Origin of the sequence: Enterococcus sp. DIV0876, assembly GCF_050529585.1 — a bacterium.
In the GTDB taxonomy this organism is placed as follows: domain Bacteria; phylum Bacillota; class Bacilli; order Lactobacillales; family Enterococcaceae; genus Enterococcus_D.
The window spans coordinates 1,584,407-1,605,727 of sequence record NZ_CP172882.1 but is presented as its reverse complement, the minus strand read 5'-3'; the positions used below and the strand labels follow the sequence as shown (position 1 = coordinate 1,605,727).

General features: G+C 42.9%; 20 protein-coding genes. All 20 read left to right on the top strand.

Going from position 1 to position 21,321, the window contains the following annotated elements:
* Window positions 1–150: 150 nt before the first annotated feature.
* The 20 genes from IGI41_RS07420 (at window position 151) to IGI41_RS07325 (ending at window position 21,266) form a co-directional block, all read left to right on the top strand.
* The gene (locus IGI41_RS07420; RefSeq protein WP_430609117.1) at window positions 151–1,821 is read left to right on the top strand and encodes a formate--tetrahydrofolate ligase; all 1,671 of its coding nucleotides are present in this window, start codon (window positions 151–153) and stop codon (window positions 1,819–1,821) included.
* A 496-nt stretch (window positions 1,822–2,317) separates the two neighbouring features.
* The gene (locus IGI41_RS07415) at window positions 2,318–2,719 is read left to right on the top strand and encodes a hypothetical protein (protein WP_430609116.1); all 402 of its coding nucleotides are present in this window, start codon (window positions 2,318–2,320) and stop codon (window positions 2,717–2,719) included.
* A 1-nt stretch (window position 2,720) separates the two neighbouring features.
* Window positions 2,721–3,428, top strand: coding sequence for a CBS domain-containing protein (locus IGI41_RS07410; protein WP_430609115.1), 708 nt, complete (start codon window positions 2,721–2,723; stop codon window positions 3,426–3,428).
* A complete protein-coding gene (gene lspA, locus IGI41_RS07405) occupies window positions 3,425–3,907 on the top strand; it encodes a signal peptidase II (RefSeq protein WP_430609114.1) in 483 nt (160 codons plus the stop codon). The genes IGI41_RS07410 and lspA overlap by 4 nt, the downstream gene beginning before the upstream one ends.
* Window positions 3,891–4,799 (top strand): RluA family pseudouridine synthase, encoded by a 909-nt coding sequence (locus IGI41_RS07400; protein ID WP_430609113.1) that lies wholly within the window; start codon window positions 3,891–3,893, stop codon window positions 4,797–4,799. Before lspA ends, IGI41_RS07400 begins: the two co-directional genes overlap by 17 nt.
* Window positions 4,800–5,042: 243 nt before the next feature.
* Complete coding sequence (pyrR, locus tag IGI41_RS07395) at window positions 5,043–5,579, top strand: bifunctional pyr operon transcriptional regulator/uracil phosphoribosyltransferase PyrR (RefSeq protein WP_430609112.1); 537 nt, start codon at window positions 5,043–5,045, stop codon at window positions 5,577–5,579.
* Window positions 5,580–5,599: 20 nt separating this feature from the next.
* Window positions 5,600–6,880, top strand: coding sequence for a solute carrier family 23 protein (locus IGI41_RS07390; RefSeq protein ID WP_430609111.1), 1,281 nt, complete (start codon window positions 5,600–5,602; stop codon window positions 6,878–6,880).
* 42 nt (window positions 6,881–6,922) lie between these two features.
* Complete coding sequence (locus IGI41_RS07385; protein ID WP_430609110.1) at window positions 6,923–7,849, top strand: aspartate carbamoyltransferase catalytic subunit; 927 nt, start codon at window positions 6,923–6,925, stop codon at window positions 7,847–7,849.
* Between the two features lie 40 nt (window positions 7,850–7,889).
* Window positions 7,890–9,173, top strand: a complete 1,284-nt coding sequence (locus IGI41_RS07380; protein WP_430609109.1) for a dihydroorotase — start codon at window positions 7,890–7,892, stop codon at window positions 9,171–9,173.
* Between the two features lies 1 nt (window position 9,174).
* Window positions 9,175–10,254, top strand: a complete 1,080-nt coding sequence (locus IGI41_RS07375) for a carbamoyl phosphate synthase small subunit (protein WP_430609107.1) — start codon at window positions 9,175–9,177, stop codon at window positions 10,252–10,254.
* A gap of 1 nt (window position 10,255) precedes the next feature.
* Entirely contained in the window at window positions 10,256–13,441 is a 3,186-nt protein-coding gene (carB, locus tag IGI41_RS07370; RefSeq protein WP_430609106.1) for a carbamoyl-phosphate synthase large subunit, read from the top strand.
* Window positions 13,442–13,462: 21 nt separating this feature from the next.
* Window positions 13,463–14,239, top strand: a complete 777-nt coding sequence (locus IGI41_RS07365) for a dihydroorotate dehydrogenase electron transfer subunit (RefSeq protein WP_430612764.1) — start codon at window positions 13,463–13,465, stop codon at window positions 14,237–14,239.
* Between the two features lie 2 nt (window positions 14,240–14,241).
* Window positions 14,242–15,168: a dihydroorotate dehydrogenase gene (locus IGI41_RS07360; protein ID WP_430609105.1), complete on the top strand. Its 927-nt coding sequence runs from the start codon at window positions 14,242–14,244 to the stop codon at window positions 15,166–15,168.
* Window positions 15,165–15,881, top strand: coding sequence for an orotidine-5'-phosphate decarboxylase (gene pyrF, locus IGI41_RS07355; protein WP_430609104.1), 717 nt, complete (start codon window positions 15,165–15,167; stop codon window positions 15,879–15,881). Before IGI41_RS07360 ends, pyrF begins: the two co-directional genes overlap by 4 nt.
* On the top strand, window positions 15,878–16,513 hold the full coding sequence (gene pyrE / locus IGI41_RS07350) for an orotate phosphoribosyltransferase (protein ID WP_430609103.1): 636 nt from the start codon (window positions 15,878–15,880) through the stop codon (window positions 16,511–16,513). The genes pyrF and pyrE overlap by 4 nt, the downstream gene beginning before the upstream one ends.
* Window positions 16,514–16,664: 151 nt before the next feature.
* Window positions 16,665–17,342, top strand: a complete 678-nt coding sequence (locus tag IGI41_RS07345) for a carbonic anhydrase family protein (protein WP_430612762.1) — start codon at window positions 16,665–16,667, stop codon at window positions 17,340–17,342.
* A gap of 333 nt (window positions 17,343–17,675) precedes the next feature.
* On the top strand, window positions 17,676–18,164 hold the full coding sequence (locus IGI41_RS07340; RefSeq protein ID WP_430609102.1) for a pyridoxamine 5'-phosphate oxidase family protein: 489 nt from the start codon (window positions 17,676–17,678) through the stop codon (window positions 18,162–18,164).
* Between the two features lie 218 nt (window positions 18,165–18,382).
* Window positions 18,383–18,868, top strand: a complete 486-nt coding sequence (locus IGI41_RS07335) for a MarR family winged helix-turn-helix transcriptional regulator (RefSeq protein WP_430609101.1) — start codon at window positions 18,383–18,385, stop codon at window positions 18,866–18,868.
* Window positions 18,869–19,131: 263 nt separating this feature from the next.
* Window positions 19,132–19,875, top strand: coding sequence for a hypothetical protein (locus IGI41_RS07330; RefSeq protein WP_430609100.1), 744 nt, complete (start codon window positions 19,132–19,134; stop codon window positions 19,873–19,875).
* 224 nt (window positions 19,876–20,099) lie between these two features.
* Window positions 20,100–21,266 (top strand): MFS transporter, encoded by a 1,167-nt coding sequence (locus tag IGI41_RS07325; RefSeq protein WP_430609099.1) that lies wholly within the window; start codon window positions 20,100–20,102, stop codon window positions 21,264–21,266.
* Window positions 21,267–21,321 lie beyond the last annotated feature (55 nt).

The window sequence follows — 21,321 nt, the reverse complement described above, 5'->3', positions numbered from 1 at the left end:
CTTCTCATGAACGCTAGCGCTGAATGAGAGGGGATTTTTGTGGTCTAGCAAAAAACTCAGGCTTCACATATGCCGAAAAACAAGTATAATAGATATATAGCAAACGAATTTAAGTTTATATGCTAAATAGTTCGTGAATAGAGGGTTAAAATGAAATCGGATATTGAAATTGCACAAGAAACAACGCTTAAACCGATTGTTGAGGTAGCTCGACAGATTGGGTTATCTGAAGATGATTTATCTTTATATGGCAAATATAAAGCCAAATTAGAATGGACCGCGATTGAAGCACTGAAGCAACAATCAGTCGGGAAATTGGTTTTAGTGACTGCAATCAGCCCGACACCTGCAGGAGAAGGAAAATCAACGGTGACGATCGGTCTGGCAGATGCATTGAATCGAATCGGCAAACAATCCGTTATTGCTTTAAGAGAACCTTCTCTAGGGCCAGTAATGGGGGTCAAAGGTGGCGCAGCCGGTGGTGGTATGGCACAAGTGTTGCCTATGGAAGATATCAATTTGCATTTTACCGGAGACATGCATGCAATCACAGCAGCGAACAATGCGTTATCGGCATTGATCGATAATCATATCCAACAAGGAAATGAATTAAACATTGATCCACGTAGAGTGACTTGGAAGCGTGTGGTAGATTTAAATGATCGTGCGTTACGTCAAGTGATCGTTGGATTGGGCGGCCCTGTACAAGGCGTGCCGCGAGAAGATGGGTTTGATATCACCGTCGCAAGTGAAATCATGGCGATTTTATGTCTGGCTTCAAATATTGATGATTTGAAAATCCGATTGAGCAAAATTTTGATTGGGTATACCTATGAACGTCAACCAGTTTTTGTAGCAGACCTTCAAGTGCAAGGCGCATTGGCTTTATTGCTGAAAGACGCGTTGAAACCGAATCTTGTCCAAACGATCGAAGGAACACCAGCATTGGTGCATGGGGGGCCTTTTGCCAACATAGCTCATGGCTGCAATAGTGTCATCGCAACGGAATCCGCCATGCGCTTAGGGGAGTACACAGTGACCGAAGCTGGTTTTGGTGCGGATCTTGGTGCTGAAAAGTTCCTCGATATCAAAACACCGAACTTATCGAAAGCACCAGACGCAATTGTTGTTGTGGCAACGATCCGTGCGTTAAAAATGCATGGCGGCGTACCAGTTAGCGCGTTAGGTACCGAAAATCTTGCTGCGATCCGTGCTGGTTTTAGCAATTTAGCACGCCATGTCAGCAATTTGCGTAAATATCAGATCCCTGTTGTCGTAGCACTGAATGCTTTTGTGCAAGACACGGAGGCAGAAAGAGAACTAGTAGAAGCTTTGTGCAAAGATCTAGATGTCCAAATAGCTAGAACTGATGTCTGGGCACATGGCGGGGCAGGCGGAGAAGCATTAGCCAATGCAGTAGTCCAAGCAATCGAAAGTACGCCTGCAAACTATCAACGATTGTATGCGAATGAAAGTTCATTGGTTGATAAAGCTGAAACGATCGTCCGCGAAATTTATGGCGGTACTGCTGTTGAATTTTCTGCAAAAGCCAAAGGGCAGATAACGGCATTCGCCGAAAATGGCTGGGATCAATTACCCTTATGCATGGCGAAAACCCAATATTCGTTTAGTGATGACCCTAAACGATTAGGTGCGCCAAGCGACTTTACCGTAACGATCCGCGAATTTGTACCCAAGCTAGGCGCCGGCTTTATCGTGGCCCTAACAGGCACAGTGATGACCATGCCTGGATTACCCAAACAACCAGCCGCTTTGAAGATGGATGTAACATCTGACGGACAAGCAATCGGCCTATTTTAATCAATAAGGAAACGACTGCCAAAAAAGCAGTCGTTTTTGCTGTGAATCACTATGATTGGCTTGCAAAGCAAGCCAGAATAGATGATGAACAGTACTAGCGGACCGAAGGGAGGGTAGTAACCATCGTTTCGAATCACTATGACTGGCTTGTGCAGCAAGCCAGAGTAGATGATGAACAGTACTAGCGGACCGAAGGGAGGGTAGTAACCATCGTCTCGAATCACTATGATTGGCTTGTGCAGCAAGCCAGAGTAGATGATGAACAGTACTAGCGGACCGAAGAGAGGGTAGTAACCATCGTTTCGAATCACTATGATTGGCTTGCAAAGCAAGCCAGAGTAGATGATGAACAGTACTAGCGGACCGAAGTTTGGTTTCTCATCAACCATAGGAGCAAAATTGATGATTTCTTGTTATAATCATAAAAGGGATGTTAAAAGCTGTTTTATTTCTGTCAATTTTCAAGTATACTTAAAAAATTGGAGTGTGTGCGCGTATGCAAATTGAAATCAAACGTCGAACCGGTTTTTTTGGCATGGGTAGCCCAATTCAATTGATGCAAAAACAACAACGGATTGCCAGTATAGCCCATGAAGAATCACAAATCTTAATGATTGATCCCTTACAACCATTGACAGTAAAGCTATTCATACTCCGCAGTCAACCATATATGGTGAGGCAGCGTGGTGGGTCTGTTAAACTTGAAATTGTACTCAATCCGCTGCTGAAACGGTTTTATTTCACCAGTTATATCATTTTTTTCGTCTTTGCGGGTTTAAGCGGCTTATTTTATACACATGGTTGGTTATGGTTATTATTGATTATTTTGATTGTTATTTATGGTATTGGCTTGCGCTTTTACTTGGCGCATGCGTTTTTGATTAAGGAGGTTGAATGAGATGGCAAGTGGTGCTGATTTATTTTTGAGTAGTTTCAATCGGATCGAAAAATATTTGCGTGATGCACTAGACAATCCTCGGAATATGGGGTTTTCGGAAATGGTGCGTCGTTTGGCAAAAAGTCAAAAGGGAACGATCAAAAAGGTTGAAGACGATTTATTGCAAATGGCTCAATTACGCAATGCGATCGTCCATGAAAAAATTGGTGAAAACTTTGTGATTGCCGAACCGAATCAGTGGGTTGTCGCACGCATTCAAGCCATTGAAAAAGAGTTATTGCAACCAGAGCGTGTCTTACCTAAATTTGCCAAGAAAGTCACTGGCTTTGAAAAAGACTTGCCATTGACTGAGTTGTTGAAAACAGTTGCCCAAAAACGTTATTCCCAATTCCCACTATATGAAAATGGGCGTTTTTTGGGATTGATCACGCTGCGCATCTTGGGCTATTGGTTCGCTAAGGAAAGCCAGCAAGGTACATTAGCGTTAGCGGGGCGGACTGCGGCTGAAATATTAGATGCAGATGGCAAAAAAGCCAATTATCAATTTGTGGGACCAGATGCTACGATTAGTGAAGTCGAAGAATTGTTTCAGAAGAATACATTTCTTGAAGCAGTATTGATCACCAAAAATCAAGATCCCAATGGCAATTTATTAGGTATTATTCGGCCGCGGGATATTTTTAATGAAGAAAGTGTGGAAAATGTATGATAGCTTTATTTTTTTTGTTAAGCGCAATTGTGATTGGATTAGATCAATGGCTAAAAATATGGATCGTCGCGAACTATCAGTTGGGAGAAACCCACTCCATGATTGACGGTATTTTTTCGTTGACGTATTTACAAAACACTGGTGCTGCTTGGAGTATTTTGGAAGGCAAAATGGTTTTCTTTGCGATCATCACGGTGATTGCTGTGGCGGTCGTCGTTTATTTGATGTTCCGTTATCGTAAAAGCAGTCTTTGGTTTCGCTTTGGTTTGGCATTTGTTCTTGCGGGAGCCATCGGAAACTTTATTGATCGGATGCAGCATGGGTACGTCGTAGATATGTTTCAACTAGATTTTATTAATTTTCCAATTTTCAACATCGCAGATATGTCATTGGTTTTTGGCGTGATTTTGATTTTTATTTATGCATTAGTCGATGATGAAGCAAAAGGGCAAGGAGCACACCATGAAAAAACAACTTGAAGTAATCATTAACGAAGAAAAAGGCCGGGTCGATAAAGTGTTGGCGCAACGTTTGGCAGACTATACACGTTCACAGATCCAACAATGGCTCAAAGAAGATGCGGTCACACTCGATGGTGAAGCGATTCGTGCCAATTATAAAGTTAAATCAGGGGATCATTTTGTGATTCAAATTCCTGAACCTGAAATATTGACACTGGAACCAGAAAATATTCCTTTGACGATCGTTTACCAAGATAGCGATCTCGCTGTTATCAATAAACCACAGGGGATGGTGGTCCATCCTTCAGCCGGACATCCTAACCATACCCTGGTCAATGCCTTGCTGTATCATTTGGATGATTTATCAACAATCAATGATGTTGTACGTCCAGGCATCGTTCACCGGATCGACAAAGATACCTCTGGTCTTTTAATGGTCGCCAAAAATGACCATGCCCATGAATCTTTGGCTAAACAGCTGAAAGATAAAACATCATTACGTAAATATGTCGCATTGGTGCATGGCAACATCAGTCATGAAAAAGGCACGATCACTGCACCGATTGGCCGATCAAAAGTCAATCGAAAAATGCAAGCTGTGATTGAAGACGGCAAACCGGCTGTGACGCATTTTACAGTCTTGGAACGATTCGATCAGTTCACATTGGTGGAGTTGCAGCTTGAAACGGGCAGAACGCATCAAATCAGGGTCCACATGCAATATATTGGTTTTCCTTTAGCAGGAGATCCTGTATACGGTCCAAAGAAAACGCTCAAAGGCAATGGCCAATTTCTACATGCGAAATTATTAGGCTTTACCCACCCAACAACAGGCGAAAGCATGGTCTTTGAAGCACCATTGCCAGCCCTCTTTGAAGAAACGTTAAAAAAACTGCGAAAAAATGATTGATTTTTCGTTTAAAGAAATGTATAGTATTCCTAACAACTAAATAGCTCCTTTAAATGTAGTCCCGTGAGGCTAAGAAGGATTGAGTAAGCAGACGACTCCCGCGTTGGAGATCGAACCCTTGCTAGATGATGACGCGTACCCAAACCCCCGCACATATGCTAAAGTTTGGCTGTAATCAGAAAACATGACTCCTACCTCAAGCAGGTAGGAGTTTTTTTATGTTCAAAATTAGGAGGGAAATATATGACAGCGAAAGAAGTAGTAGATGCAGTAACAATGAAACGCGCTTTGACCCGAATCACATACGAAATCATTGAAAGAAATCGCGGCATCGAAGATTTGATTTTGGTGGGGATCAAAACCAGAGGTATTTATATCGCCCAACGGATCGCTGAACGTTTGAAACAACTAGAAGGTGTGGACGTCCCAGTTGGCGAACTTGATATCACCTTATATCGGGATGATAAAAAGTCAGAAGATGATCCCGAGATCCACTCATCAGACATCCCAACAGCGATTGATGGCAAAGAAGTGATTTTGATCGATGATGTCTTATTCACTGGCCGGACGATTCGCGCAGCGCTAGATGCGATCATGGATATCGGCAGACCGAGAAGAATCTCGCTGGCAGTTTTAGTTGACCGTGGTCACCGCGAATTGCCGATCAGAGCTGATTTTGTCGGCAAAAATATCCCAACAGCTTTAAGTGAAGAGATCATCGTTGAAATGGAAGAAACTGATGGCTCAGACCGAATTATGATCAACAAAGAAAACGAGTAGGAAGAAGCGTGACACAGAACATGGAGAAGCAAGAATTTCGTAACCCAGATGCAGTATTAGACATTAAAGATCGACCAAAAGCATTGCCTTGGCTAGGCCTTAGCTTACAACACTTATTCACAATGTTTGGCGCAACCGTTTTGGTGCCGATTTTAGTTGGGATCAACCCAAGTATTGCCTTAGTCAGTTCAGGATTGGGCACCTTGGTCTATCTGATGACCACCAAAGGTAAGATTCCTGCTTATCTTGGCAGCAGCTTTGCGTTTATCGCTGCTATGCAAATGTTGATGAAATCAGATGGCTATCCAGCGATCGCGCAAGGGGCGATCACTACCGGGCTTGTCTACGTGATCGTATCAATGATCATCAAGCGCGCAGGTGCAGCATGGCTAGACAAGATTTTACCGCCGATCATCGTGGGTCCAGTGATCATGGTCATTGGTTTAGGCTTAGCAGCCAACGCTGCCCAAAATGCAATGTACAATGACAGTGTCTATGATTTTAAATATATCTTGGTTGCTTTAGCAACATTAGGCTTAACGATTTTCTTCAACATGTTCTTACGGGGATTTTTAGGGCTGATTCCGATTTTACTTGGTATTGTTGGCGGCTATCTGATTGCTTTATTGGCAGGGATCGTTGATGTTCAACCAATCATCGATGCTGCTTGGTTCAGTCTGCCAAGTTTCGAAATACCTTTTGTCAATTACACACCGACCTTGCATTTGAATGCTATTACGACAATGGCACCAATTGCCTTTGTGACCATGACAGAACACATTGGCCACTTGATGGTCTTGAATAAATTGACAAAACGTAACTTCTTTGAAGAACCGGGGTTGAATCGCACATTGATGGGTGATGGATTTGCCCAAATCGTTGCCGGTTTTGTTGGTGGACCACCAGTCACAAGTTATGGTGAAAACATCGGCGTTTTGGCAATCACGCGTGTGCATAGTGTCTTTGTTATCGGAGGAGCGGCGGTCCTGGCGATCGTATTGGGCTTTGTCGGTAAACTAAGTGCATTGATTTTAAGTATTCCTGGTCCAGTGATTTCCGGTATCAGCTTCTTGCTTTTCGGTGTCATTGCAGCCAGTGGATTGAAAATTTTGATCGACAACAAGATTGATTTTGACCGCAAGAAGAATCTGATCATCGCCTCTGTGATTTTAGTCGTGGGCATCGGCGGTTTGGTCTTCACGGTCGGTACGTTTACATTATCCGCGATGGCACTTGCCACAGTATTAGGTATCTTTTTGAATTTAGTTCTGCCAGAAACTTCTCGCAGTGAAGAACAGTAAGCAATCGTCACTCATCATCCGCATAATAGGAGGATTACATTCATGATTATCCAATCCGAACAAATCAGTTTAAAACATCTATTAACAGTAGAAGCATTATCTGATCGTGAGGTCATGGGACTCATCAGAAGGGGCCAAGCCTTTAAAAAAGGCGCCAAATGGACGCCTCAGAAGCCACAATATTTTGCAACCAATCTATTCTTTGAAAACAGTACGCGCACCCATAAAAGTTTTGATGTGGCTGAAAAAAAATTAGGCATTGAGGTGATCGAATTTGAGGCCTCTACCAGCTCAGTACAAAAAGGTGAAACACTTTATGACACTGTATTAACGATGTCTGCATTAGGCGTAGACATCGCGGTCATTCGTCATGGCGATGAAAACTACTATGACGAACTGATCCAAAGCAAAACGATTCAATGCAGTATTATCAATGGCGGCGATGGGAGTGGACAGCATCCATCCCAGTGTTTGCTTGATCTGATGACGATTTATGAAGAATTCGGTCAGTTCACCGATTTGAAAGTAGCCATCGTTGGTGACATTACCCATTCACGGGTTGCAAAATCAAATATGCAAATGCTGAAACGTTTAGGGGCGCAGGTCTTTTTTTCAGGTCCTAAAGAATGGTATGACGAAGAGTATGAGGTCTATGGTCATTGGCTGCCGCTAGATGAACTGGTCACTGAAGTCGACGTGATGATGATGTTGCGGGTCCAACATGAGCGCCATGATGGCAAGGAAAGTTTTTCCAAAAAAGCCTATTTGCAACAACATGGCTTGACTGTCGAACGAGCTGCCAGAATGAAGGACCATGCAATCATTATGCATCCCGCTCCCGTTAATCGCGATGTTGAATTGGCTGATGCGCTTGTAGAAAGTATACGGTCACGCATCGTCACACAAATGGCTAACGGCGTCTATATGCGGATGGCGATTTTAGAAGCAGTACTCAATGGCAAAGCATAAAACACTAAGATGAACACAACCACCAGAGGAGGAAGCAAGCATGAAAACACTGATTAAAAATGGCCAGATCATCAAGAAGGGAAATCAATGTATCCCAGCATCGATCTGGATCGAAGATGGCAAGATCCAAGGAATCGGCAGCGACTTTTCTGACATGACCTTTGACCAAGTGATCGACGCCCAACAACAATTGATCACGCCAGGGTTGGTGGATGTTCATGTTCACTTCAGAGAACCAGGGTTTGAATACAAAGAAACGATCAAAACGGGGAGCGAGGCTGCCGCAAGAGGTGGTTTTACCACTGTATGTGCGATGCCAAATCTCGATCCGGTACCGGATACCCCAGAGAAGCTGAAGCAGGTTTATCAGAAAATTCAAACAGATGCTGCGATCAACGTCTTGCAGTATGCACCGATCACTGAAAATTTGCGCAGTGAGGTCTTGACGGATGCAGCCGCAATGAAAAAAGCAGGTGCTTTTGCCTTGACCAATGATGGGGTTGGTGTGCAGACAGCCGGTACCATGTACTTAGCCATGAAAGCAGCTGCCGAAAACGGCTTGGCATTAGTTGCCCATACAGAAGATGACTCATTACTATTTGGCGGTGTCATGCACGCCGGAGCAAAAGCCAAAGAACTGGGCTTACCAGGTATTTTAAGTGTGACAGAATCCTCCCAGATTGCCAGAGATGTGTTGCTGGCAGAAGCAACTGGTGCCCATTATCATGTCTGTCATGTCTCTACAAAAGAGAGCGTTCGAGTGATTCGTGATGCCAAGAAGGCCGGGATCCATGTAACGGCTGAAGTATCTCCTCATCATCTCTTACTTGTGGATGAAGATATTCCTGCTGATGAAGGTTTTTGGAAGATGAATCCGCCATTAAGAGGCAAAGGGGATCGACAAGCATTGATCGAAGGTCTTTTAGATGGCACGATCGATTGTATTGCAACCGACCATGCCCCTCATGGTTTTGAAGAAAAAATGCAAAGTTTTTTAAAAGCACCATTTGGAATCGTTGGGTCAGAGTATGCTTTCCAACTGCTTTATACGCATTTTGTCAAAACGGGCTGTTTTACACTGGAGCAATTAGTTGAATGGATGACTGCCAAACCTGCAGATGTGTTCGGTCTAGAAGCAGGACGTCTAACGATCGGGGCACCGGCGGACTTGGCGATTTTTGATCTGGAAACTGCGTATGAAGTCAATCCAGAGAACTTTTTATCTAAAGCGGTGAATACCCCATTTGGCGGCTGGTCATTATATGGAGATACAAGTTATACATTGGTAAACGGCACAATAGTTTGGCAAAGAGGTGGACGATAAGATGAAACGATGGTTGATTTTAGAAGACGGTACGTATTTTGAAGGTGAGGGCTTTGGTGCCAACATAAACGTGTATGGTGAAATTGTCTTTACAACAAGTATGACAGGATACCAAGAAACGATCACAGATCAAAGTTTCAATGGGCAAATCATCACCTTTACTTATCCGATGGTGGGCAATTACGGGGTCAATCGTGATGATTACGAGTCGATCGCGCCAACCTGCAAAGGAGTTGTCGTTAAAGAACATGCCCGACGTGCCAGCAATTGGCGCAAACAGCTGACGTTAGATGAATTTCTGAAACGTAAAAATATTCCTGGTATTGCAGGTATTGATACACGCGCGTTGACCCGCAAAATTCGCCAGCACGGCACGATGAAAGCCAGTATCGTGGACGCAGGGGATACATTCGAGCATGCGTATGACCAATTAAAAGCAGCCGTGCTGCCAACAAATCAAGTGGCACAAGTATCGACTTCAAAACCATATCCAAGTCCGGGAACGGGTAAAAATATTGTGGTGATCGATTATGGATTGAAGCATAGCATTTTGCGTGAGTTATCAAGAAGAAACTGCAACTTGACGATTTTGCCTTACAATACCACTGCACAGGAAATTCTCGACCTTTCACCAGATGGTGTGATGTTGACCAACGGGCCAGGAGATCCCAAAAGCTTGCCAGAAGCAATTACGATGATTCAAGGCATTCAAGGGAAAGTACCGATTTTCGGGATCTGTTTAGGCCATCAGTTGTTCGCTTTGGCGAATGGAGCAGACACCTATAAAATGAAATTTGGTCATCGCGGATTGAATCATCCGGTGCGCGAAATTGCCACAGGGCGCATCGATTTTACTTCACAGAACCACGGATTTGCGGTGTCTGAAGCATCAATCGATAGCGAAAAATTAATGATCACCCATGTGGAGGTCAATGACGGTACGATCGAAGGTGTGCGTCATCGTCGTTATCCAGCCTTTAGTGTACAGTATCATCCTGATGCTGCACCTGGCCCTCACGATGCAGTCCATTTATTTGATGAATTTTTAGAAATGATCGACGCTTGGAAGGAGCAGAACTAATATGCCAAAACGTACAGATATCAAAAAAATCATGGTCATCGGCTCTGGTCCAATCATTATTGGACAAGCCGCAGAATTTGACTATGCGGGCACACAAGCCTGTTTAGCATTAAGAGAAGAAGGCTATGAAGTTGTTTTAGTCAATTCCAACCCAGCAACGATCATGACAGATAAAGAGATTGCGGATAAAGTCTATATCGAACCAATCACATTTGAATTTGTATCGAGAATTTTGCGTAAGGAACAGCCAGATGCAATCTTGCCGACTCTTGGTGGTCAAACAGGGTTGAATATGGCAATGGAATTAGCCAACTCAGGCATTTTAGATCAACTCAACATTGAACTGTTAGGTACTAAGTTATCTGCAATCGACCAAGCAGAAGACCGCGATTTATTCAAACAATTGATGGAGGAATTAGAACAACCGATTCCCGAATCTGAAATCGTATCAACGGTTGAAGATGCTGTGACCTTTGCAAAAAAAATCGGCTTTCCAATTATTGTCCGTCCAGCTTTCACCCTTGGCGGGACCGGCGGCGGCATGTGTAACAACGAAGAGGAGTTACGGCAAGTCGCTGAAAACGGCTTGAAATTATCACCCGTGACCCAATGTCTGATTGAACGCAGTATTGCTGGTTTTAAAGAAATCGAATACGAAGTCATGCGGGATTCTGCTGATAATGCCATCGTTGTCTGCAACATGGAGAACTTTGATCCAGTCGGTATTCATACTGGCGACTCCATCGTTTTTGCACCAAGTCAAACATTATCTGACCATGAATATCAAATGTTGCGGGATGCCTCACTAAAAATCATCCGCGCCCTTAAAATCGAAGGCGGCTGTAATGTGCAATTGGCATTAGACCCCCATAGCTTCAATTATTATGTCATTGAAGTCAATCCACGGGTTTCTCGATCATCCGCGTTAGCAAGTAAGGCAACGGGTTACCCAATCGCCAAATTGGCTGCTAAAATCGCTGTTGGATTAACTTTGGACGAAATGAAAAATCCAGTTACAGAAACAACCTATGCAGAATTTGAACCAGCTCTAGATTATGTTGTCGCTAAGATTCCTCGCTGGCCTTTCGATAAATTCGAAACCGGTGATCGCCGTTTAGGCACGCAAATGAAAGCTACTGGGGAAGTGATGGCTATCGGTCGAAATATCGAAGAGTCATTGTTGAAAGCTGTGCGTTCATTGGAAATCGGCACCAACCATATTGAAATCAAAGAGTTGGCAGATCTATCAGACAATGATTTGATCGAGAAAGTGATCAAGGCGCAAGATGATCGGTTGTTTTATGTGATGGAAGCCATTCGTCGCGGCTATGCAATTGAAGACCTCAACGAGATGACCAAGATCGATCTGTTTTTCTTAGACAAATTGCTGCATATCTTTGAGATCGAAAAAGCATTGGCTGCTTCGCCAGAAGATGTGGACTTACTGAAAATCGCCAAGCAAAACGGCTTCACGGATCGGACCATCGCTGGTTTGTGGCAAACCACTGAAGATCAGGTCAGAGTCAAACGCCAGGATACAAAAATCTTACCGGTCTATAAAATGGTCGATACCTGTGCTGCAGAATTTGAATCAGCGACACCTTACTTTTACAGTACCTATGAATTTGAAAATGAAAGTCAACGCAGTGAAAAAGAATCGGTACTGGTTTTAGGTTCAGGACCAATCAGAATCGGTCAAGGGGTTGAATTTGATTATGCGACTGTCCATTCTGTCAAAGCTATCCAAGCAGCTGGCTATGAAGCAATCATTATGAACAGCAATCCAGAAACAGTTTCAACCGACTTTTCGATCTCAGACAAATTGTATTTTGAACCATTGACTTTAGAAGATGTCTTGAATGTGATCGATTTAGAGCAGCCGATAGGTGTCATCGTTCAATTTGGTGGACAAACAGCCATCAATTTAGCGGAACCGCTAGCCAAACATGGTGTCAATATCTTAGGAACAAGTATCGCAGACCTTGATCGTGCTGAAAATCGTGATTTATTCGAGCAAGCTTTACAAGAATTGGCGATTCCACAGCCGCCAGGGGATACGGCAACAAATGAACAAGAAGCAATTGCGATTGCAGAAAACATTGGCTATCCAGTCCTTGTGCGGCCAAGTTATGTCCTTGGTGGACGGGCAATGGAGATCGTTGAGAATCAAACTGATTTAGAAGACTATATGCGTCACGCAGTCAAAGCTTCACCTGAACATCCTGTTTTGGTCGATCGCTACCTAGTTGGAAAGGAATGTGAGGTCGATGCGATCTGCGATGGTGAAACCGTCTTGATTCCAGGGATTATGGAACATATTGAGAGAGCAGGTGTCCATTCTGGTGATTCTATGGCTGTGTATCCACCGCAAAACCTATCGCCTGAGATCATCGCCACAATTGAAGATTATACCAAACGTTTGGCAATCGGCATGAATTGTGTGGGGATGATGAATATTCAATTTGTGATCCACGAAAACAAAGTGTACGTCATCGAAGTTAACCCGCGAGCAAGCCGTACGGTTCCATTTTTGAGTAAGGTCACAGAGATTCCGATGGCACAGATTGCGACAAAAGCCATTTTAGGAGATAAAATCACTTCGCTAGGCTATCACGATGGCCTTTATCCAACGCCAAATGAAGTGCATATCAAAGCACCGGTCTTCTCCTTCACAAAACTTTTAAAAGTCGATACTTATTTAGGGCCTGAAATGAAATCGACAGGGGAAGTAATGGGTTCTGATAAAAATTTAGCCAAAGCACTTTATAAAGCTTTTGAAGCTGCGGGTTTGCATATTCCTGAATTTGGCAAAGCACTCTTTACAGTCTCTGATGAAAGCAAAGAGGAAGCTGCGGCTTTGGCGGCCAGATTCTTCGAAGTTGGCTTTACCTTACTGGCTACAAGTGGTACTGCCGATTATTTTGAAGCACAAGGACTACCTGTCACCAGAGTGGCTAAAATCTCCGATCATGAGGCAGCAGAAAATGTGGTAGATCTTATTAGAAATGGCACTACGCAAGTCGTGGTCAATACGATGGACAAGGATCGTCGAAATACCACAGAAGATGGGTTCATTATTCGACGAGAAGCGGTAGAGCACGGCGTCCCATTGTTCACGTCTTTAGATACTGCAGATGCAATCTTGAAAGTGATGGAATCTCGGGGTTTCTCAACAAAAGCAATTTAATGGATAGGGGTTTGACAAATGATGAAGCAAGAAAACATGACGATCGTAAGGCAGCGGCAATTGGCGCCAAAGATTTTTGAAATGACGCTAAGTGGAGAACTAGTCAATCAAATGACGACTCCTGGACAATTTCTGCATCTTAAAGTACCCGAGCAATCTTTTCTCTTACGACGGCCAATTAGTATCAATCATGTGGATTTGGCAAGGAAAGAATGCCGTATCATCTACCGGGTCGAAGGACATGGCACAGCAATCTTTTCTGAGATGATGGCTGGAGACATACTTGATGTCATGGGTCCTTTAGGCAACGGTTTTCAATTTCATCATTTGACGCCTGGCGAAACAGTATTTGTAGTGGGCGGCGGTATTGGTGTACCGCCCCTCTATGAATTATCGAAACAGCTGCGCAAACAGCAGATCAACGTGATCCATTTCTTAGGTTTTGCAAGTGCTGAAGTCATGTATTATGAAGAAGAATTTAAACAATTAGGCGATACACGAATTGCCACCGATGACGGTAGTTATGGGATCCATGGCAATGTCGGCAATCTTTTAATGGCTGCAGCACAAAAGCCTGCAGCTGTCTTTGCATGCGGAAATAACGGATTGCTCAAAACAGTTGCGCAGCTTTTTGACGAACTAGATGATGTACAGCTATCGATGGAAGCCAGAATGGCATGCGGTATGGGGGCTTGTTATGCCTGTGTTTGTCATACCAAAGACGATGAGCACGGCGTTAAAAGTGTCAAAGTCTGCGATGAAGGACCTGTCTTTCAAGCGAGAAAGGTGGTTATTTAAAGATGGTTTTACAAGTTGATCTTCCTGGGTTGAACTTAGCTAACCCAATCATGCCTGCCAGTGGCTGCTTTGGCTTTGGCGCGGAATACGACAAATACTATGATATTGGTCAGTTAGGTGCTGTGATGATCAAAGCGACTACTCCAGAAGCGCGTTTTGGCAATCCTACACCACGGGTAGCAGAAACCCCTAGTGGAATGTTGAACGCGATTGGGTTGCAAAATCCCGGTTTGGATGTGGTTATGGGACGTATTTTGCCGGAATTAGCAGACAAACACCCAGAATTACCGATCATTGCCAATGTCGCAGGTTCAACAGTCGAAGATTATGTCACAGTCTGTCGAGAAATCAGTCATGCGCCAAATGTTCGGGCCATTGAATTGAACGTTTCTTGTCCCAATGTCAAACATGGTGGAATCGCATTTGGAACGGATCCAGCGACAGCCGGCGCTTTGACAGAAGCTGTCAAACAAGTTTCAACTGTGCCAATCTACGTGAAACTTTCTCCGAATGTCACTGATATCGTACCAATCGCAAAAGCAATCGAAGCTGGGGGAGCCGATGGCTTTACCATGATCAATACACTGTTAGGTATGCGGATCGATCTAAAAACTAGAAAACCGATTCTTGCAAATCAAACAGGTGGACTCTCTGGTCCTGCAATCAAGCCAGTAGCGATTCGTTTGATTCGGCAAGTCGCCCAAGTATCTCGATTGCCGATCATTGGCATGGGCGGGGTGATGACGGTCGATGATGTCTTGGAGATGTTTCTTGCGGGGGCCCAAGCTGTGGCTGTAGGCACTGCTAATTTTACTGATCCATTCGTTTGTCCTAAGTTGATCGAAGGGTTGCCAGTCCGAATGGCAGAATTAGGTATTTCTTCATTGCAGCAATTGATTAAAGAAGTCAGAGAGGAGCTTGATCAATGAGTCAACGACCAATCATTGCCTTAGATTTTCCCGATCGAACTGAAATCGAGGCTTTTTTGACACATTTCCCAAAAGATGAATCCTTATTTGTCAAAGTGGGAATGGAGATTTTCTATCAAGAAGGACCAAGCATCGTGTATTGGTTAAGAGAACAAGGACACGACGTCTTTTTAGATTTGAAATTGCATGATATCCCCAATACAGTTGAGCGAGCAATGACCCGCCTCGCCCGCTTAGGTGTCTCTTTAACCAATGTTCACGCAGCAGGCGGCATTGAGATGATGGAGGCTGGTTTGGCGGGACTACATAAAGGAACCGCAGCAGGCGCGCAAGTGCCTGATTTGATTGCCGTTACCCAATTGACCTCTACCAGTGAAGCCCAAATGCATCGAGATCAGCAAATTTTGACTTCTTTGCAAGATAGTGTCTTGCATTACGCCAAATGCGCGCAAACAGCTGGCTTGCAAGGGGTGGTTTGTTCGGCATTGGAGGCACAGATGATTAAGGAACAAACCAACGATTCTTTTATTCGGCTAACGCCAGGGATTCGTCCTGAAGGCAGTGCTGTTGGTGACCAAAAGCGTGTGATGACACCACAAAATGCCCGGCAAGCGGGCGCTACCATGATCGTTGTTGGACGACCAATCACGCAATCAGCATCACCTTATGAAAGTTATATAGCAATCAAAGAAGCCTGGGAGGAACAAGCATGAGTACACAAGCCAAACAAATTGCCAAAGATCTTTTGGCCATCGAAGCGATTTTCTTACGTCCAAACGAGCCCTTTACATGGGCCAGCGGGATCAAAAGCCCGATTTATTGTGACAATCGTATCACTATGAGTTATCCTCAAGTCAGACGAGTGATTGCCAAAGGACTAGCAGAAAAAATCAAGCATGATTTTCCTGATGCGGAAGTGATCGCCGGTACTGCGACAGCAGGTATTCCTCATGCGGCATGGGTTGCTGAACTGCTGGACTTGCCAATGGTGTATATTCGCAGCCAAGCCAAAGCCCATGGCAAAGGCAATCAGATCGAAGGGCGTATCAAACCAAATCAAAAAATGGTTGTTATCGAAGATCTGTTGTCAACTGGCGGCAGTGTACTAGAAGCCTGTGCCGCAGCCCAAAGAGAAGGCGCAGATGTTTTAGGTGTTGCTGCTATCTTCACTTATGAATTGCCACAAGTCGCAAAGAATTTTGCCGCAGCATCATTGCCTTATGTGACATTGACAAATTATTCGACACTGATCGATGTCGCCCTTGAAACAGGAACGATTCAACAATCTGACGTTGAATTATTAAAAGAATGGCGACGATCGCCAGCAACTTGGTTGGCAGACTAAAGAAATCACGAACGAATATCTTGCAGTGGACTGCAAGCATATTCGTTTTCATTTTATTTATTTTCTGATAGCATGGGGAGAAAGTTTTCTTAGCGTAAACTTTACAATCACGATTCGCTTGACATAGGAGGCTGTTTGTTTGAAAAGAAATATGGATGTGCCCTGGAGTTATTCAGGCGATAATGGACCCGAGCATTGGCATACACTGTGTGATTGGTATGCAGAAGGAGCAAAATTCCCGTTACAATCCCCAATCGCATTAGTCCATGACGAAACAGAAGAACCAATCGATCAAGATCTAACTTTCCATTATAAACGGGAACAATTTACCGAAAAAGAGTTTAAGAATACGATCCACTTTGTTCCCTTCGATAAAGCAAGCTACGTTACATTTCAGGGTGTAGATTATCATTTGACAGATATTCATTTCCATATGCCCTCAGAGCATATCATTGATGATGAACAACAAGAACTTGAATTTCATCTTGTCCATATGAATGAAGAAGGACAAAACTTGGTTGTCGGCATCTTGTTTCGTTTGACAGACCAACTCAATTGGATCTGTAATCAGCAAGATGATAGTATCTGGGACTTTAAGAATCACGAGCAATGGTTTGATCCAAGCATGTTCTTGCCAGAAAGAACCCATCATTTTCATTATGTTGGTTCATTAACGACACCACCAACCAAGGGGCCGATCAATTGGTTCGTTTTTGACTGGGTTGGGGAGATGAGTCGTAACTTTATCCAAGAATTCCGCGAAGAAGTGCTGGAAAACAACAATCGGCCCTTACAAGACCGGAAGGATCGGCCTGTTTATTTTTATTGAAATCTACTATTGCTATCTTAAAATATTGCACAAATTTTCAGCATGAATGGCGCACCTCTGAAAGTTAGACCAAGAATCTAACACCTAGGGACTGCTTCAAGCCTGCTGATTTTTTGCATTCGTTTAAAATTCATCGTTGAAAACGTTTCCTTTTATTGTTAAAATATAAGAATAGCCTGTGTTCTTCTTATATTTTATGACTATTTGTGAAATATGGCACAATAAATATTGGCTTTTATCACAACAGTGACATAGATAAAACTGCATCATTGTATGTTGAAAAGTATGTTGAAAAAAGAGATCCGTAAATCAATCTATTTGAAGGAGGACAATATGACATTATATGAAGAAGGGATCGCGCTGATCGAGGAGAAATTTGGCAACAATAAGGACAATTTGATTTCCTTAGCAACAATCGCATGTGAGCCTGACAGTAAAGGGGCACCGCAACCTGTGGTCAGGGATGTAGATGCATATTATGAAGAAGGCGTGTTTTATATATCGACGCATGAAAACTCTAATAAAATCAGACAAATCAAAAAGAATCCAGCAGTTTCAATTGCAGTTTGTGGCGAATGGTTTACGGCCAATGGGATCGGCGAACATTTAGGTTGGGTCTTAGACCCTAAAAACGCTGAACTAAGATCAAAAATCAGGAAGGCATTTGTCTGGTATGACGAGGTAAACGATGAAGCAGACAAAGGTTGTTGCTTCTTGGCCATCCATCTGACAAAAGGGACATTGAATATCAATCATTGGGAAAAACTCTATCATTTCGATTTTGTTAGAAAGACAACAATGAATAGGAATGAGATTCGATAAGTGAACAAGGTTATTTGGGTTCAACTGATTGGAAGAGAAAACCAACGATAGAGTAGGTTGATTCATTTATCATCATTTGGATTTAGAAAGTCTCGATTATCTCATCCTGCTTTTACAATGACAAAACAAGTAGCGACTTAGCAATAATGTACAGTCTAGCGATCATTGAAATCTCGCTTCATTCAGCTTATAATGATAAAAAATGAAGGAGTCTCAAGATGTCCTATACTGATGAAGAAAAAATCATACGCGGCTTCCGCGATGTGTATAACAAAATGGCTGCGCTAAATAAACAGGAAATGGAGACTGCGTTGGCAGGGTATACGGCAACAGAAGTCCACTTGATCGAAGCCATCCATGACCTGGCGCATCCGAATGTCACACAACTAGCAGAAAACCTATTTTTGACCCGCAGTGCGGTAACCAAACTCACGCAAAAATTGCTGAAGAAACAAGCGATTACGCGTTATCAATCACCAGAAAATAAAAAAGAAATCTTATTTTCGTTGACGGATATAGGTCAATCGGTTTATAAGACCCATCTCGATTTGCATCAAATGTTCAGAGAGCGAGATCAACCAATTTTTTCGATGATGGATGCGCAGCAAAAAGCTGATCTATTGCATTTTTTAGCGCGTTACAGCCAACATTTAGACAATCAAACAACTAAATATTTAGACAATCAGCAAACAAAAAACAGTTAAGAGACGACTTAACTGTTTTTTGTTTTATTATGGCGTTCAATCAGGCTGCTAAAATTGGAAACAATCAGTTTGTTGTTATCCAAAAAAATACATGTTACAATCGGATTAATGCTGTTTTAGATGCATTTGAACACAAAAAAATGGAGTATCAAAAAATCTTAAATAGTGCTTTCGCCAATATACGATACACATGTCAATTCAATAGTCATTGTTATTTAAAACGAAGGATTGGCTGTGTTTATCATTTAGGAAAAGGAGTCAATATGTTCACAAGTTCAGAAATATTCATCAATTTGGTTGTGATCACAGGTTTTATCTTGATCCATTTGACATCGATTTTTTTGCTGGATAAAAAAGGGGATGTACAAACTTTTAATTCTTTTGCTGCAGGTGTGGGGATATCCTATGCAATCATTCATCTGTTGCCGCATCTGGCTTATTTCCAGTCAGTATTGATCGACGAATTCGGCTGGTCCTCAGGGCTGCTTTATACCCATGGCGTTTATGCTATTGTTTTGGTAGGCCTTGTATTGAGTTACATTGCCTATAAAATTGATGAGCGCAGTTTTAATGTTTTAGTAAAGAAGGATCTAGCTTCAGCGAAGAAAGCCTATTTTTGGTCGGATATTTCATTTCACATGATTTACAATGTCATGATTGGTTATCTAGTGATCGCCAATACATTGAATGAGCCTTTTTATGTGGTGACCTATTTTGTGGCATTCGGTTTGCATTTCCTAATGAACGACTGGCATTTATTTCACCATCATGGTGAATCATTTGCAAAAATGGGGCGTTTTTTTCTGATAGGCGCTATTTTGTTAGGTGCGGCAATCTCGATGTTGTGGGCCTTGCCTTATTTTGTTCTGGTTTCAATTGAAGCGTTGATCACTGGCGCGTTATTGATGAATATTATCAAATTTGAATTACCAGATGGCGGAGAAGGAAGTATCAAAGTATTTTTGCTAGGTACGATTTGCTCAGGAATCTTATTCATATTTATCTAACCAGCTGATCGATGTTGGCTAGAGAAAAAGGTATTGCCTGTGCTATTTTTAATTGAAAACCCAATATATGAATGACCAGACACAAAATTTTGTGCCTGGTCATTTTTTGTTGACTGGGAAACAAAAATGATTTATGATAAAATAGTTTCCTAGGAAACATTAAACGTAAAGGACTGATTATTATCACAATAGAACAACCCTCCAAACATACCTTAACATTAGGCTTGATTTCTGTTTTCCTCTGCGGAATCGGCTTTACGATCATCGCGCCTGTTACACCATTTTTAGTGGCGCCTTACGTCCAGAATACCAATCAGCAAGGATTTATTATTAGTGCACTGACTGCTGTATATGCAGCGTGTGTCTTTTTAGCAGCGCCGATTTTAGGCGCGTTAAGTGATCAAATGGGCAGACGGCCAATCTTGATTCTTTGTTTATTTGGCGGTGGACTTGGCTACTTGCTGTTTGGAATTGGTGGCGGGTTATGGGTATTTTTTCTTAGTCGTATCATTGAAGGCATCACAGGCGGCAGTATCAGCACACTTTATGCCTACTTTTCCGATAACACATCGCCAGAAAAACGGACGAAGTATTTTGGTTGGATGAGTGCTGTGGCAGGTGCGGGTACAGCCTTAGGACCGGTAATTGGCGGCGGACTGGCGCATTTTGGTTATGCAGTGCCGATGTTTGTTGGTGCAGGCGTTTCAATAGCAAACGGCATCTACGCGTGGATTTGTTTACCTGAAAGTTTGCCTCGATCAGCCCGAACCAAAACTGCTTTGAAAGAGATGAATCCTTTTCGTCAGTTCCGTTGTATTTTTACCCATCGCCGGATAGGACCAATTGTATTGTCGGCTTTCATTCTTTGGATCCCCGCAGGTGGACTGCAAGCAATCTTTTCACAGTTCACGATTGATTCTTTTGATTGGTCACCAACGCTGATTGGCTTGATGTTTTCGATTATTGGCATGCAAGATATCCTTGCGCAAAGCTTTCTCATGCCTTGGTTGTTAAGACAAATCAGTGAGCAAGCTATTTTACGATGGGGAATCATTGGTGAGATTAGTGGCTATCTATTTATCAGTCTATCAGCTATTTTCACAGTTCCAATCCTGTTTGTGTTGGGCTTATTCTTGTATGGCGCTGGAGATGCGATTTTTACGCCAGCTTATAATGGCTCGTTGTCAAAATTAATCAATCCGCAAGAACAAGGAAAAGTTTTAGGGAGTAGTCAAGGAATGCAATCTTTGGCACGAGTGATTGGCCCATTGATTGGCGGCCAACTCTATGTATCGTTTGCACCAGTTGCACCTGCGATGATGGGGGTCATTTTGGGTCTGGCGGCTTTCATTTTCTTTGCTAGACGTCATCCATACACCATTTGGCATTAGATTCTCATGACAAAACAACCGCCAAAAGCAGTGTATCCACTAACTTCTGGCGGTC